10 protein-coding genes are annotated in these 14,395 nt (G+C 69.1%); 1 reads left to right on the top strand and 9 read right to left on the bottom strand.

Annotated elements, in window-relative coordinates; translation table 11 throughout:
- Nucleotides 1–168: 168 nt before the first annotated feature.
- Nucleotides 169–1,413 carry a hypothetical protein gene (locus tag BGO46_RS10320; RefSeq protein ID WP_292678718.1) on the top strand — a complete coding sequence of 415 codons (1,245 nt, stop codon included), beginning with the start codon at nt 169–171 and terminating at the stop codon, nt 1,411–1,413.
- Between the two features lie 21 nt (nt 1,414–1,434).
- Here the strand turns inward: BGO46_RS10320 and BGO46_RS10315 are convergent, their stop codons facing one another.
- The 9 genes from BGO46_RS10315 to BGO46_RS10275 all read right to left on the bottom strand — a co-directional run bounded on the left by BGO46_RS10315 (nt 1,435) and on the right by BGO46_RS10275 (nt 14,388).
- Nucleotides 1,435–3,093, bottom strand: a complete 1,659-nt coding sequence (locus tag BGO46_RS10315) for an ABC transporter ATP-binding protein (RefSeq protein WP_292678721.1) — start codon at nt 3,091–3,093, stop codon at nt 1,435–1,437.
- Nucleotides 3,093–4,088 (bottom strand): ABC transporter permease, encoded by a 996-nt coding sequence (locus BGO46_RS10310; RefSeq protein ID WP_292678724.1) that lies wholly within the window; start codon nt 4,086–4,088, stop codon nt 3,093–3,095. Before BGO46_RS10310 ends, BGO46_RS10315 begins: the two co-directional genes overlap by 1 nt.
- Nucleotide 4,089: 1 nt before the next feature.
- The gene (locus tag BGO46_RS10305; RefSeq protein WP_292678727.1) at nt 4,090–5,169 is read right to left on the bottom strand and encodes an ABC transporter permease; all 1,080 of its coding nucleotides are present in this window, start codon (nt 5,167–5,169) and stop codon (nt 4,090–4,092) included.
- A gap of 90 nt (nt 5,170–5,259) precedes the next feature.
- The gene (locus BGO46_RS10300) at nt 5,260–6,891 is read right to left on the bottom strand and encodes an ABC transporter substrate-binding protein (RefSeq protein WP_292678730.1); all 1,632 of its coding nucleotides are present in this window, start codon (nt 6,889–6,891) and stop codon (nt 5,260–5,262) included.
- 132 nt (nt 6,892–7,023) lie between these two features.
- On the bottom strand, nt 7,024–7,422 hold the full coding sequence (locus BGO46_RS10295; protein WP_292678733.1) for a DUF779 domain-containing protein: 399 nt from the start codon (nt 7,420–7,422) through the stop codon (nt 7,024–7,026).
- Between the two features lie 119 nt (nt 7,423–7,541).
- The gene (locus tag BGO46_RS10290) at nt 7,542–9,089 is read right to left on the bottom strand and encodes an aldehyde dehydrogenase family protein (RefSeq protein WP_292678800.1); all 1,548 of its coding nucleotides are present in this window, start codon (nt 9,087–9,089) and stop codon (nt 7,542–7,544) included.
- A gap of 102 nt (nt 9,090–9,191) precedes the next feature.
- On the bottom strand, nt 9,192–11,375 hold the full coding sequence (malQ, locus tag BGO46_RS10285) for a 4-alpha-glucanotransferase (protein WP_292678736.1): 2,184 nt from the start codon (nt 11,373–11,375) through the stop codon (nt 9,192–9,194).
- 83 nt (nt 11,376–11,458) lie between these two features.
- On the bottom strand, nt 11,459–12,802 hold the full coding sequence (locus tag BGO46_RS10280; RefSeq protein WP_292678738.1) for a GAF domain-containing protein: 1,344 nt from the start codon (nt 12,800–12,802) through the stop codon (nt 11,459–11,461).
- Nucleotides 12,803–12,945: 143 nt separating this feature from the next.
- Entirely contained in the window at nt 12,946–14,388 is a 1,443-nt protein-coding gene (locus BGO46_RS10275) for a CCA tRNA nucleotidyltransferase (RefSeq protein WP_292678742.1), read from the bottom strand.
- Nucleotides 14,389–14,395: the final 7 nt, after the last annotated feature.

The raw sequence follows: 14,395 nt of genomic DNA, 5'->3' as shown, positions 1-14,395 counted from the left end.
GGTGTGAGTGCGTCACTAACCCACCTCCTTCGGACTAGAACGGATGCCGGGCATTTCCCGGCATCAGGAGGGTTGATGCACGTGTCCGACGCGCGAGCGCAGACGGACAACCACAACAGTCTAGCGGAGATCGCCGGTGCGCACGTCCCCGCCCGGTAGCGTGGCCGCATGAGCCTGCCGCCGGCATCCCTCCCGTTCGACACCCGCCCGCTGACCGAGCCGGTCAACCGCTCCACGAGTCGCGCGTATGTGCGCCAGCTGCGCGTCGAGGGCCGGATGCCACAGAGCTCGTCGGCCCGGATCATCCTGGCGGTCGTCATCGGGGTGTTCTTCCTGCTCCTATTCGGCAGCGCGTTCGCCGGGATCATCGGCGCGTTCGTCTCGATCGGCGGCAGCGCAGGGTTCTCACCGCTGTTCGCGCTGTTCCCCGTGGTCATCCTGATCGCGATCGTGGCGACAGTGGCGACCGTCATCTGGAAGTTCGCGTCGGGCCGCTACGGCAGCGCGCGCACCTACCGCCTCGACCGGTTCGCGCAGGCGAACGGGATGACCTGGCATCCTGAGGCCTCGGCGCCGCCGTTGCCCGGCATGATCTTCGACATCGGGCACGCGCGGCAGGCCACCGACATCATCCGCGGCACCAAGCCGCGACTCGTCGAGTTCGCGAACTACACATACAAGACCGGCTCGGGCAAAGAAGAGACGACGCACCGCTGGGGTTACGTCGCGGTCAAACTCGCGACGCCTCTGCCGCACATCGTGCTGGATGCCGTGGGCAACAACTCCTTCCTGGGGTCGAACCTGCCGGCATCCTTCAATCGCGATCAGCGGCTGAGCCTCGAGGGTGACTTCGACGAGCACTTCCAGCTGTACTGCCCCGAGGGCTACGAGCGCGATGCGCTCTATCTGTTCACGCCCGACATCATGGCGCGCTTCATCGACAACGCGGCCGCCCTCGACGTCGAGATCGTCGACGACTGGCTGTTCCTGTACACGCAGCGCGAGGTGTCGACGCTCGACCCCGCGACGTGGGCGTGGCTGTTCTCGGTCGTCGCGGCACTGCTCGGCAAGCTCGACCAGTGGGAGCGCTGGCGCGACGACCGGCTGGCGTCCGGTTCAGGCGGGTCGGATGGGTTGGATGCCTCGGCGGGCGCGCTCGCGCCGGCGGTGGCGGGCTCGGTCTCGGGTGGGGGCTCGGGTGGGGCTGCCGGGGCATCCGCCGCCCTGCCCTTCGTCGCACCGAGCGCCGCCCTGCGCCCACCCGCGGGCGTGGCCGCACCGGGCCGCCGCCTCAAGCGCGGCGTGCCCTGGGTGTTCATCGTGTTCGCCGCGGTGTTCCTCGCCGTGTGGCTCATCGCCCAGTTCGGTTTCTTCCGCTTGTTCGCGAGCTTCGGCGGCGTCTTCGGCGGCTGAACCCCGCGGCGCCGCGCCGCCTCAGCCCCGCTGTGCGGTCCAGGCCGCGCGGCGCGCGGCCTGCTCGACCGGGTCGGGCACGGGGAGGGATGCCAGGAGCTTGCGGGTGTAGTCGTCCTGCGGGTCGCCGAGCACGCGGGCGGTGGGCCCCTCTTCGGCGATGCGTCCCTTGTGCAGCACGATGACGCGGTGCGCCAGCATGTCGACGACCGCGAGGTCGTGCGTGATGAACAGGGTCGCGAACCCGAACCGGTCCTGCAGCTCGCCGAACAGATCGAGCACGCGCGCCTGCACCGAGACGTCCAGGGCGCTGGTCGGTTCATCGGCGATGAGCAGCTTCGGGTCGAGCGCGAGGGCTCGGGCGAGCGAGGCACGCTGACGCTGCCCACCGGACAGCTCGTGCGGGTACCGGTCGCCGAACGCCTTCGGCAGCTGCACCGCCTCGAGCAGCTCGTCGACCTTGTCGCGCGCGGCTTCGGCGTTGCGCGCGCCGCCGTGCACGATGAGCGGCTCGGCGACGCACTCGGCGATCGTCAGCAACGGGTTGAAGCTCGTGGCCGGGTCTTGGAAGACGAAGCCGAGCTCTTTGCGGCGGGCGCGGAACTGTCGCTCCTTGACGCCGTTCATCTCGGTGCCGAGCACGCGCAGCGACCCGTCGGCGACGGGGGTGAGCCCCGCGAGCGCACGACCGATCGTGGTCTTGCCCGATCCCGACTCGCCGACCAGCCCCAGCACTTCGCCCGGCTTGATCGAGAAGTCGATCGCGTGCACCGCACGGAACGTCGGGCTGCCCAACCGCCCCGGGTACTCGATGACCAGGCCCTGTGCCTCGACGACCGGCGCGGCCGCCACGTCGGCTCCCTGCGGCAGCGGCCGGTCGACGATCTCGACGCGGGGCACGGCGGCGAGCAGCTTCTTCGTGTACTCGTGCGCGGGTGCCGCGAAGATCTCGGCGACGGGCGCCGTTTCGACCAGTTCGCCGTTGAGCATCACCGCGACGCGGTCGGCGAGGTCGGCGACGACGCCCATGTTGTGCGTGATGAGCACGATCGCCGTGCCGGTCTCGTCGCGCAGGCGGCGGAGCAGGTCGAGGATCTCGGCCTGCACGGTGACGTCGAGCGCGGTCGTCGGCTCGTCGGCGAGGATCACGGCGGGCTCGAGCGCGAGCGCCATCGCGATCACGATGCGCTGCTTCTGCCCGCCCGAGAACTGGTGCGGGTAGTCGCTGACGCGTCGCTCCGGCTCGGGGATGCCGACGCGCGCGAGCATCTCGATCGCCTTGGCCTTCGCCTGCGCACGGCTGTACTTTCCGTGCGCACGCAGGCCCTCGGCGAGCTGCCAGCCGACGGTGTAGACGGGGTTGAGGGCCGTCGACGGCTCTTGGAAGATCATCGCGGCCTTCGTGCCGCGCACGTCACGCAGGCGGTCGCGCGACAGCCCGACCACGTCGACGCCGTCGAGCACGACCGCGCCGCGTGTGGTCGCCGTCTCGGGCAGCAGGCCCAGGATCGACCGCGCCGTCACGGTCTTGCCACTGCCCGACTCGCCGACGATCGCAAGCACTTCACCGGGGCGCACGTCCAGCGAGACGTCGCGCACCGCGTGGACGTCACCGCCGTCGGTCGAGAACGTGATGTCGAGATCGCGGATCTCGACTGCGGGGTTCGTGACGGATGCCATCACTCCACCTCTCCCATGAACTCGCGCGAGGCGGGCTGGCTCGCCGCCACGGCATCCGCCGGCGTCGACTTCGCCGTGGAACGGCGCCGTGCGCGCAGACGCGGGTCGGCGAGGTCGTTGAGGCTCTCGCCGATGAGCGTCACGCCCAGGATCGTGATCACGATCGCGATGCCTGGGGGGATCGCCGTCCACCAGATGCCGGCGGCGACATCGCTGATCGACTTGTTGAGGTCGTAGCCCCACTCGGCCGCGGAGGTGGGCTCGATGCCGAACCCGAGGAATCCAAGCGCCGCGAGTGTCGAGATCGCCTCGCTGGCGTTGAGGGTGACGATGAGCGGCAGCGTGCGGGTCGCGTTGCGCAGCACGTGACGGAACATGACCCGCGGCGTCGTGGCGCCGATGACCTTCGCCGATTCGACGAACGCCTCGGACTTGATGCGCACGACCTCGGCACGGACGACGCGGAAGTACTGCGGGATGAACACGACGGTGATGGATGCCGCGGCTGCCATGATCCCCGACCACATCTTCGACTGCCCGCCGCTGATCGCGATCGCGACGACGATGGCCAGCAGCAGCGTGGGGAAGGCGTAGATCGCGTCGGCGATGACCACGAGCACACGATCGACCCAGCCGCCGAGGTAGCCGGAGACGAGGCCCAGCAGGATGCCGATGAACACCGACAGCACGATCGCGACGATGACGACGTACAGCGCCGTCTGGGCGCCCCAGATCGTGCGCGAGAGCACGTCGTATCCGCCGACGGTCGTGCCGAGCAGGTGCTGCGCGCTCGGCGGCTGCTGCGCGCCGAAGTTGCCGTTCGCGTCGGACAGCTGGCTGTAGCTGTAGGGCGCGATCCACGGCGCGAGGATCGCGCAGAGCAGGAACAGCGCCGTGAGCACGAGGCCGGCGACGAGCATGCCCCGCTGCAGGCCGACGCTCTGCCGCAGCTGGTGCAGCACGGGGAGGCGGTCGATCAGGCGACGCTTCGCCATGTCAGTACCTCACTCTCGGGTCGATGAAGGCCGCGATGATGTCGACGATGAAGTTCGTGACCGCGACGATGATCGCGATCATCGCGACGATGCCCTGCACCGCGACGAAGTCGCGCGCCGACAGGTAGGCCGCCAGCTGGAAGCCGAGGCCCTTCCACTCGAACGTCGTCTCGGTCAGCACGGCACCGCCGAGCATCAGCGCGATCTGCAGACCGATCACCGTGATGATCGGGATGAGCGCCGGCTTGTACGCATGCGTGCGCACGAGGCGACTCTCGCGAACGCCACGCGAACGCGCCGCGTCGATGTAGGGCATGTTGTAGGTACCGATGACGTTCGTGCGTACGAGGCGGAGGAAGATGCCCGCCGTCAGCAGACCGAGGGTGAGCGCCGGCAGGATTGCGTGCGAAACCACATCCCAGACGTATGCCGGGTTGCCGCTGGCGATCGCGTCGATCAGGTAGATCCCGGTGCCGCCGTCACGACCGAGGGCGATCTCGGTGCGCACCCCGGCGCGGCCCGATACCGGCAACCAGCCCAGCCACACCGAGAAGACGAGCTTGGCGACAAGCCCCGAGAAGAACACGGGCGTCGCATAGAACAGGATCGCGCTGATGCGCAGCACGGCATCCGGCCACCGGTCGCGCAGCGCCGCGGCGACCATGCCGAGCGGGATGCCGACGATGAAGGCGACCACGAGCGAATAGAGCACCAGCTCGAACGTCGCCAGTCCGTATGAAGCCAGCACCTGCACGACCGGCTGTTTGTCGGTGATCGTCGTGCCGAAGTTGAAGGTGAAGATCTGGCCCAGGTACTCGAAGTACTGGATGAAGATGTTGCGGTCGTACCCGGCCTCGTGGATGCGCTCGGCCAGTTGGTCTGTCGGCAGCCGGCCACCGAGGGCCGCCGTGATGGGGTCACCGGTCATGCGGATGAGGAAGAAGACCAGCGTGACGAGGATGAACACCGTCGGGAAGATCAGCAGGAAGCGGATCAGGATGTAGCGGCCGAGGGTGCCGCCACCCCCGCGCTTGCGCGGGGCCTCGAGTGCGGCGGGGGGATCTGCGACGTCAGTCGTCATGGATGCCTACCTTAACGGCGCTCAACGACCGGGGAGCAAGCCCCCCGGTCGTTGAGCGAGCGGAGCGAGACGAAACGTCCCGTCGCGGGGTTACTTCGTGATCGGTGCGAAGCGTAGCTTGAACGATGCGTCGAGGATGACACCGCTCACGTCGGCTCCGGTCACCGCGACCTGCGCGCCCTGCAGCAGCGGGACGGTGGACAGGTCGGCAGCGACAAGCTCCTGGATCTTCTCGATGTCAGCCTTGCGGGCGTCAGCATCCGGCTCGACAGCCTGCTCGAGGATCAGGTCATTGACCTCGGAGTTGTCGTAGTGGTTGCCCAGGAAGTTGTCCTTCAGGAAGAACGGCGTCAGGTAGTTGTCGGCGTCGGAGTAGTCCGGGAACCAGCCGAGCTGGTAGGCCGGGTACACGTCAGCGGTGCGGTCCTTGGAGTACTGCACCCACTCGGTCGACTGCAGGTTGACCGTGAACAGGCCGTCCTTCTCGAGCTGGTCCTTCACGAGCGCGTACTCGTCACCCGACGACGGACCGTAGTGGTCCGGGCTGTACTGCAGACTCAGCTCGACCGGCGTCGTGACACCGGCTGCCTCGAGGGTCGCCTTGGCCTTCTCGGCATCCGGACCACCGTCGCCGTCGCCGTAGAGACCCTTCAGTGCGTCGATCGCGCCGGAGAAGCCCTCGGGAACGTAGGAGTACAGCGGGGTGTAGGTGCCCTTGTAGACCTGGTCGCTGATCGCCTCGCGGTCGACGAGGTCGGCCACGGCCTGCCGGACCGCGAGCGCCTTGGCCGCGTCGGCGTCAGCAGTGGTCGCGCCGTACGGCTGCGTGTTGAAGTTGAAGACGATGTAGCGGATCTCGCCACCGGGACCGTCGACGACCTTGACGGCGTCGTTTCCGCTCAGGTCTTCGACATCGGTCGCGGACAGGCTGCGGTACGCGACGTCGACGTCACCCTGCTGGACGGCCAGCTTCAGGTTGGACGACTCGGCGAAGTAGCTGAGGATGACGCCGCTGTTGACGGGGGCATCCAGCAGACCCTTGTAGTTCTCGTTCGGGGTGAACTCGACGGACTTGTTGAAGTCCCACGACGTGATCTTGTAGGGGCCGCCGAAGGCATCGCCGTCGACGATGTCCTGGTCGGGGGTGACGGCGTCGGCGGAGAAGACCTCTTCGTCGACGATCGCACCCGGGAAGCTCGTCAGGATGAACGGGAAGACCTGGTCGTTGTCGGTCTTCAGGTGGAAGACGACGGTCGTGTCGTCGGGAGCCTCGACGCTGTCGAGGTTGTACAGCAGGCTCGAGGCGCCGTTCGGGTCAGCGATCGCGATGTTGCGGTCGAACGAGAACTTGACGTCCGACGAGGTCAGGTCGTGGCCGTTCGACCACTTCAGGCCCGCAGGAAGGGTCACGGTGTACTCGTTCGGAGCCGTGAACTCCGCCGACTCGGCGAGGTCGGGGACGACCTCGGTGTCGTTGTAGTTCGTGTTGACCAGGTACGGGAAGACCTGCGTCTGGACCGCGAGGGATCCATTGTCGTACGAGCCAGCCGGGTCGAGCGTCGTGACCTTGTCGGTGGTGCCGACAATGATCGACTCGCCGGTCGCGTCGGTGTTGTCGGTGTTGCCCGTACCGCCGGCGCAGCCGGCCAGAAGGAGGGTCGAGACGCCGAGCGCCGTCGCCGCGAGGCCGAGCCGGCCCCGGGTGCTGTGGTGCAGTGCCATGGGTGTTACCTCTGCTGTGTGAAAGGGTGACCCCGCAGGCGCGGGGTCCATCCCGCTATCTTTCACCCGTTCCGACACAGCCAAGGCATAGACGCAACATTCGTAACGAGACTGAAACCGGGAGTCACGCGCTCAGGCGCTGGGTTTCAGCCCGAAGTGCTCCAACTCGGTCTCGGTGAGCATGCGCGAGCGGATGATGAACCGCTGGCCCGTGGGCCCTTCGACGCTGAAGCCCGCACCACGGCCTGGCACGGCGTCGATCGTCAGGTGCGTGTACTTCCAGTACTCGAACTGCGACTCCGACATGTAGACCTCGATGGGGTCATCCAATCCGGCGTCGATCGTGCCGAGCAGCACATCGGATGGGCCGGTGATGAACATCCCGATCGGGTAGCACATGGGCGAGCTGCCGTCGCAGCACCCGCCGGACTGGTGGAACATGAGCTTGCCGTGCTGCGTCGTCAGCTGGCGCAACAGGCCTGCCGCGGCATCCGTCACCGCGACGCGCTGGTAGATGGTGGTGTCGGTCATCATCGACCTCCGGAAGGTGAACCGCGGCCCGCGCGGAAAGTGGCGTCGCGACGGGCGGGGCTGCGAAAGCGCCCGCCCGTCGCGAACTTGGGGGAGTGTCGCTCAGGACACGCTCTGGATCAGAAGAAGCCCATCGAGCCTTCGGCGTACGAGACGAGAAGGTTCTTCGTCTGCTGGTAGTGGTCGAGCATCTTCAGGTGGTTCTCGCGACCGATGCCCGACTGCTTGTATCCGCCGAACGCCGCGTGCGCGGGGTACTGGTGGTACGTGTTGGTCCAGACGCGACCCGCCTCGATGCCGCGGCCGGCGCGGTACATCGTGTCGGCCGAGCGGCTCCAGACACCGGCACCCAGGCCGTACAGCGTGTCGTTGGCCGTCGTGATGGCGTCGTCGAAGTCATCGAAGCTCGTGACCGAGACGACCGGACCGAAGATCTCCTCCTGGAAGATCCGCATGCTGTTCTGGCCCTCGAAGACCGTCGGCGCGACGTAGTAGCCACCGCTCAGGTCGCCGCCGAGGTCGACCCGCTCGCCACCGGCGAGCAGCTTGGCGCCCTCGGCCTTGCCGATCTCGATGTAGCTGAGGATCTTCTCGAGCTGATCGTTGGATGCCTGGGCGCCGATCATCGTCGCCGGGTCGAGCGGGTTGCCCTGGATGATCTTGCCGACGCGCTCGAGCCCGTCGCCGAGGAACGAGTCGTAGATCGACCGCTGGATCAGCGCGCGGCTCGGGCAGGTGCAGACCTCGCCCTGGTTGAGGGCGAAGAACGAGAACCCTTCGAGGGCCTTGTCGTAGTAGGCATCCTTCTGTCGCGCCACATCCTCGAAGAAGATGTTGGCGCTCTTGCCACCGAGCTCGAGGGTGACCGGGATGAGGTTCTGCGACGCGTACTGCATGATCAGTCGGCCGGTCGTCGTCTCACCCGTGAAGGCGACCTTGCGGATGCGCTTGTGCTGCGCGAGAGGGGCGCCCGCCTCGATCCCGAACCCGTTGACGATGTTGACGACGCCCGCGGGGAGGAGGTCGCCGATGATCTCGAACAGGAACAGGATCGACGCCGGGGTCTGCTCGGCGGGCTTGAGGACGACACAGTTGCCGGCGGCGAGCGCCGGGGCCAGCTTCCAGGTGGCCATGAGGATCGGGAAGTTCCACGGGATGATCTGGCCGACAACGCCGAGCGGCTCGTGGAAGTGGTACGCGACGGTGTCTTCGTCGATCTGGCTGAGCGTGCCCTCCTGAGCACGCAGCACGCCGGCGAAGTAGCGGAAGTGGTCGATCGCGAGGGGGATGTCGGCGGCGAGCGTCTCACGGATCGGCTTGCCGTTCTCCCACGTCTCGGCGACCGCGATCGCCTCGAGGTTCTGCTCCATGCGGTCGGCGATCTTGTTGAGGATGTTGGCGCGCTCGGCGGGCGTCGTCCGCTTCCACGACTCGAACGCCTGCCATGCGACCTCGACGGCACGGTCGACGTCTTCGACGGTGCCCCGGCCGACCTCGGTGAACGGCTTGCCGGTGACGGGGGTGATGTTCTCGAAGTACTGGCCCTTGATCGGCTCGACGAACTCGCCGCCGATGTAGTGGCCGTAGCGGGGCCGGTAGTCGGCCACCGCGCCGCGCTGGCCCGGTGCGGCGTAGACGCTCGAGACGCCTTCTTCGACGATGGTCATGATGTCTCCTTCGACGGTCATGGCGGCTGCTGCGCCGCAGTTGAGGTTGCCGCCGAAGCTACGCCCCGCAACGTTGCATCGGGTTGCGCCGTGAAAAATCGCTCAGAGCGCGGAGTCGACGGCGTGGGTCAGCGAGACGAAACGCGGGTGGGATGCCAGGTCGTCCAGCAGCACGGCGGCGCCGTCGGCGCCCGCGAGCGGGATCTGCCAGTTCGGGTACTCCTTGTCGGTGCCCGGCTGATTCTGCGTGCGGCGCTCACCCACGGCATCCACCAGTGCCACGCCGAGCAGCTGCGACGGGGAGGCGGTGATCAGGACGTTCAGCGCCTCGATGATCTGCTGCTCGGTGGGCGCTTCGACGGGCTCGGGGGCCAGGGTAGGCGACTCGGGGGGCAGCGGCGGGAGCAGCCCGCGGTCGCGGAGCAGGGCGAGCATGGCGTTACGCTCGGCATCCGCTTCGGCGAGTTCTTGCTCGACGGGGCGGGTCAGCAGCCCAAGCCGTGCGCGCAGCGCGACGTGCTCGTCGGCGAGGTACCCCGCCGTCGGCGGCAGGTCGTGCGTGTTGACGGTCGCGAGTAGCGACGCGCGGTAGTGCTCGGGCGGGCGGAAGCCCTCGCCCTCACGCTCGAACCACAGCACGCTCGTGCCGAGGATCGCCCGGGCAGACAGGTAGTCGCGCATCCACGGCTCGACGTTGCCGAGGTCTTCGCCGATCAGGACGGCACCCGCACGCTGCGCCTCGAGCGTCAGCACCCCGATCATCGCCTCGTGGTCGTAGCGGATGTAGGTGCCCGCGGCGGGGCCGAGCCCGGCGGGGATCCACCACAGCCGGAACAGCCCGATGACGTGATCGATCCGCAGTGCGCCGGCATGGCGAAGCAGCGTGCGGATCATGTCGCGCAGCGGCGCGTACCCCGCCTCGGCGAGCGCGCGCGGCAACCACGGCGGCTGGTTCCAGGTCTGTCCCTGCTGGTTGTACATGTCGGGCGGCGCGCCGACGGCCATGCCCTGGGCGTACATGTCGCGCAGCGACCAGGCATCCGACCCCTTCGTGTGCACCCCGACGGCGAGGTCGTGCATGATGCCGATCGACATTCCGGATGCCTTCGCCGCGGCCTGCGCGCTCTCGACCTGCTGGTCGGCGATCCACTGCAGCCAGACGTGGAACGCGACCCGATCGCGCAGCTCATGGCGCAACTGCGCGACCAGCGGCGAGGTGATGTCCCAGGCATCCGCCGGACGCTCGACACCGTCGTAGTGCTCTTCGAGGGCGCACCACAGCGCGAAGTCCTGCAGGGGCTGGCCCTCGCGCGCGGCGAAAGCGGCGCGCTCGGCCTCGCGGCCCGGCGCCAGCGGCACCGTGAAGATCGCGTCGAGCGCGACGCGCTTGGCAGCCCACACGGCGTCGCGATCGATGCGGGTCGGATCGTCGTCGGATGCCGCGACGGGCGCGCGCGCCGCGTCGACGACCGCGCGCTCGGTGGGCGTCAGGTACGCGGCCTCACGGATGTCTTCGGGCCGCACATACAGCGGCGCGAGGAAGCGCCGCGTCGCTGGCAGGTACGGCGACGGCTCGATCGGGCCCGTCACCTCGGCGGCATGGATCGGGTTGATCAGCAGGAAGTCCGCGCCGCGCTGCCCCGCGATCGCCGCCAGGTCGCCGAGGTCGGCGAAATCGCCCATGCCCCACGACGCGCGCGAGCGCACGGAGTACAACTGCGCCATCAGACCCCACCCGCGGGTGCGGCCGGGGCGGGTCGGCGGTGCGGGCATCCGCTCGGGGGTGACGATGAGAGGTGCGGATGCCGTGCGCGTCAGCTCGGTCGCCCCGCTGCCGCTGGGGCGTTCGAACGCGTGCACCGTGTGCCAGCCGAGCGGCAGGTCGGCCGGGACGGGTACCTCGACGCGCCACCGCAGAGTGCCGTCGACCTCGCACGAGTGCGGGTGCTGGCCGGGGATCGGGAGGTTGCGCCAGCTACCGTCCTCGAGGGCCACGACGAGCTCGACGTCGTGACCGTCGGCGACGTGGACCTGCAGCGAGCGGGCGCCCGGGCGCGAGACGAGCGAGGGCGGCAGCAGCGCGCGCCACGGGTCGATCTCGCTGTGTGTCAGTGCGGCCTGAGTGGCGGCATCCGTCGAGGCATCCACGTGCATCGCCTGCAGTACGGCCCGCAGGGTCGAGGCGGGGACGACGACACGATCGCCGAAGAACGACCAGTACTCCGTCGCGATGCCGTACGCCTCGGCGAGACGCGTGAGCTCGGGGGTGGGGCTGTCTGCAGTCATGTCTGCCTCCGTGATGCCCATCCTGCCAGGGGTGGTGCGGTCGGTTCACCCCCTGATTGGCGGCGGTGACCGGACCCGACGGGTCAGCTCTCGAGCTTCTCGAGGCGCGCGACCAGGCCCGCGCGGCGCGGCGACCGCGCGGGCAGCATCCCGAGCGCGAGGCGCAGCACCTCGGCGTCGTCGGCTCCGTCGGCCGTCTCGGCGTAGGTGAGCAGCACTTCGACGGATGCCTCGGTCAGCAGCGCCTCGCGCAGGGCGATGCGCACCGAGCTGCGGAACTCCTCGACGCCCGGGGCGACCGACTCCGGCAGGACCGGCCCGCGGTAGGCGGCGAGCGCGACGCGGTGCGCGCCGCGGTCGAGCAGCGAGATCACCTGGTGTGCGTCGGTGTCGAGCTCGGCCGGCAGCCGGTACGGCCGCGACGACGGGACGAGGTGCGGCGCCGTGCGCTCGAGGACCTTGCGCAGCCGCACCATCTCGGGGCGCAGCGTGCCCTCGCCGGCGTCTGGCCCGTAGACGAGCTCGGTGAGCCGTTCGGCCGACAGACCGTGCCGGTGGACGGCGAGCATCAGCAGGATCTCAGCGTGCCGACCCGACAGCTCCGAGATCGTCTCGCCCGAGTGCCCCGCCACTTCGAGCAGTCCCCGGTCGCGCCCCAGAACCCGCAGGGTCGAGGTCTCAGGCGCGCGGACGGCTTCGCGAGCGGATGCCCGGGACGACCCACGCCGCACCCGGATCGGCGCTGTCGCCGCACCGCGGGCGCGCAAGCGCGAGACGAGCAGTTCGGCCTCGACGGCGCGCGCCGTGGCATCCACCAGCAGTTGCGCCTGCGGCGTCACGGCGTCGGCGTCGCCGGTCACGTCGATGACGCCGAGGATGCGGCGCGTCTCGGGGTCGTGCACCGGCGCCGCCGTGCACGACCAGGGCTGGACGAGGCGGTTGAAGTGCTCCGCACCGTGGATCTGCACCGAGCGACCGAGGGCGAGCGCCGTGCCCGGAGCGGACGTACCGACCGACTGCTCCGACCAGTTGGCGCCGGCGACGAAACCCATCTCGCCGGTCAGCGAGCGGATGCGCCGGTCGCCCTCGACCCACAGCAACCGACCCGCGGCATCGCCGACGGCGACGACGACACCCGAGTCGGACTCGGGCAGCAGCAGTCCGCGGATCATGTCCATGACACCGGCGAGCGGATGCGCCCGGCGGTAGGCCTCGAGCTCGGCATCCGTGAAATCGAGCGGTGGCAGCGCGTCGGCCCCGACGAAGCTCGCGAGCGAGCGGCGCCACGAGTCCTGCACGAGGCTGCGGATCTGCGTGAGGCGCGGGTCGGCCGCGTTGCCACCGACGAACTCTTCGTGCGCGCGCTCGATCAGCAGGCGCGACGTCTCGGGCGAGACATCACGCCGTGAAGACCATGACGAGGGCACGGCGACTCCGTTCGACGGTGAGGAGCGTGCGTCAAGTGTAGGCGGAGGGCCGTGAGAAATGCAGGGGTCTGATTTCGAGCCGCCTCGCGGCTGCGCTTCAGCGCCGCCCGCGGCTGTACTTCAGCATCGCGCGCAGCGCCGGTTCAGCCGCGCGCAGCCCACCAGTCGCGCAGGCGCTGCTCGGCCACCTCGGGGCCGACGGGGCCCTCGTCCAGGCGCAGGTCGAGCAGGAAGCGGTACGCCTCGCCGACCTCGCGGCCGGGCGCGATTCCGAGGATCTCCTGGATCTGGTTGCCGTCCAGTTCGGGGCGAATCGCGTCGAGCTCCTCCTGCGCGGCGAGCTCGGCGATGCGCCGCTCGATGTCGTCGTACGCACGCCGCAGGCGGGCGGCCTTCTTCGCGTTGCGGGTGGTGACGTCGGCGCGGGTCAGGATGTGCAGGCGCTCGAGTTCGTCCCCGGCATCCCGCACATAGCGCCGCACGGCCGAGTCGGTCCACGCTCCCTCGGCATAGCCGAAGAAGCGCAGGTGCTGCTCGATGAGCTGGCTGACCGACGCGATCGTGTCGGTGTCGAAGCGCAGGGCCGCGAGGCGCTTGCGCGACATCCGCGCGCCCTTGAGGTCGTGGTGGTGGAAGCTCACGCCCCCGCCGGGTTCGAGCTTGCGGGTCGCCGGCTTGCCGATGTCGTGCAGCAGGGCCGCAAGCCGCAACGTGATGTCGGGCTCCGCCCCCGGATGCCGCTGGTGCTCGAGGTCGATCGCCTGCTGCAACACCGTGAGCGAGTGCTCGTAGACGTCTTTGTGGTGGTGGTGCTCGTCGATCTCGAGGCGCAGCGCGGGCACTTCGGGCAGGATCTCGCCCATCAGCCCGGTGTCAACGAGAATCCGGATGCCCCGGACCGGGTCGGCGCTGCCGAGCAGCTTCACGAGCTCGGCCTGCACCCGCTCGGTGCTGACGATCTCGATCGTCTCGCGCAGGCGGCTCATCGCGTTGAGGGTCTCTTCGGCGACGGCGAATCCGAGTTGGCCAGCGAAGCGGGCGGCGCGGAGCATGCGCAACGGATCGTCGCCGAAGCTCACGTCGGGGTCACCGGGCGTGCGCAGGATGCCCGCGACGAGGTCTTCGACACCTCCGGTCGGGTCGACCAGCGCGGGGACAGGCAGCCGCAGCGCCATCGCACCGATCGTGAAATCGCGGCGGGTCAGGTCTTCTTCCAGCGAGTCACCGAACGCGACGGTGGGTTTGCGGGTGATGCCGTCGTAGCTGTCGGCGCGATACGTCGTGATCTCGACCTGCTCGGCGGTGCCGGAGGGTCCGGTGATCTTCGCGCCGATCGTGCCGAAGGCGCGGCCGATGTCCCACGTCGCTGTCGCGAGGGGCTTGACGATCCGCAGGATGTCGTCGGGCCGCGCGTTGGTCGTCAGGTCGAGGTCGTGCGTGGGGCGCCCCAGCAGTGCGTCGCGCACGGGGCCGCCGACGACGGCGAGCTCGAAGCCCGCTTCGGCGAACGCGGCGCCCAGGCGCGCCATGATCGGCGACGTGGCGAGGGCGCCCAGACGATCGAGTCCCTCGGCCATGTTGAGCATGGTTTCC

Origin of the sequence: Microbacterium sp. 70-16 (assembly GCF_001898315.1) — a bacterium.
Classification (GTDB): domain Bacteria; phylum Actinomycetota; class Actinomycetes; order Actinomycetales; family Microbacteriaceae; genus Microbacterium.
Note: the sequence above shows the minus strand (reverse complement) of the source record. Positions and strands in the feature narration are given on the sequence as shown.

What these genes read in the sequence shown, in the direction of transcription:
- BGO46_RS10275 (WP_292678742.1), bottom strand. Translation starts at nt 14,388, where the DNA reads ATGCTCAACATGGCCGAGGGACTCGATCGTCTGGGCGCCCTCGCCACG.
- BGO46_RS10310 (WP_292678724.1), bottom strand. Translation starts at nt 4,088, where the DNA reads ATGGCGAAGCGTCGCCTGATCGACCGCCTCCCCGTGCTGCACCAGCTG.
- BGO46_RS10295 (WP_292678733.1), bottom strand. Translation starts at nt 7,422, where the DNA reads ATGACCGACACCACCATCTACCAGCGCGTCGCGGTGACGGATGCCGCG.
- BGO46_RS10300 (WP_292678730.1), bottom strand. Translation starts at nt 6,891, where the DNA reads ATGGCACTGCACCACAGCACCCGGGGCCGGCTCGGCCTCGCGGCGACG.
- BGO46_RS10320 (WP_292678718.1), top strand. Translation starts at nt 169, where the DNA reads ATGAGCCTGCCGCCGGCATCCCTCCCGTTCGACACCCGCCCGCTGACC.
- BGO46_RS10315 (WP_292678721.1), bottom strand. Translation starts at nt 3,093, where the DNA reads ATGGCATCCGTCACGAACCCCGCAGTCGAGATCCGCGATCTCGACATC.
- malQ (WP_292678736.1), bottom strand. Translation starts at nt 11,375, where the DNA reads ATGACTGCAGACAGCCCCACCCCCGAGCTCACGCGTCTCGCCGAGGCG.
- BGO46_RS10305 (WP_292678727.1), bottom strand. Translation starts at nt 5,169, where the DNA reads ATGACGACTGACGTCGCAGATCCCCCCGCCGCACTCGAGGCCCCGCGC.
- BGO46_RS10290 (WP_292678800.1), bottom strand. Translation starts at nt 9,089, where the DNA reads ATGACCATCGTCGAAGAAGGCGTCTCGAGCGTCTACGCCGCACCGGGC.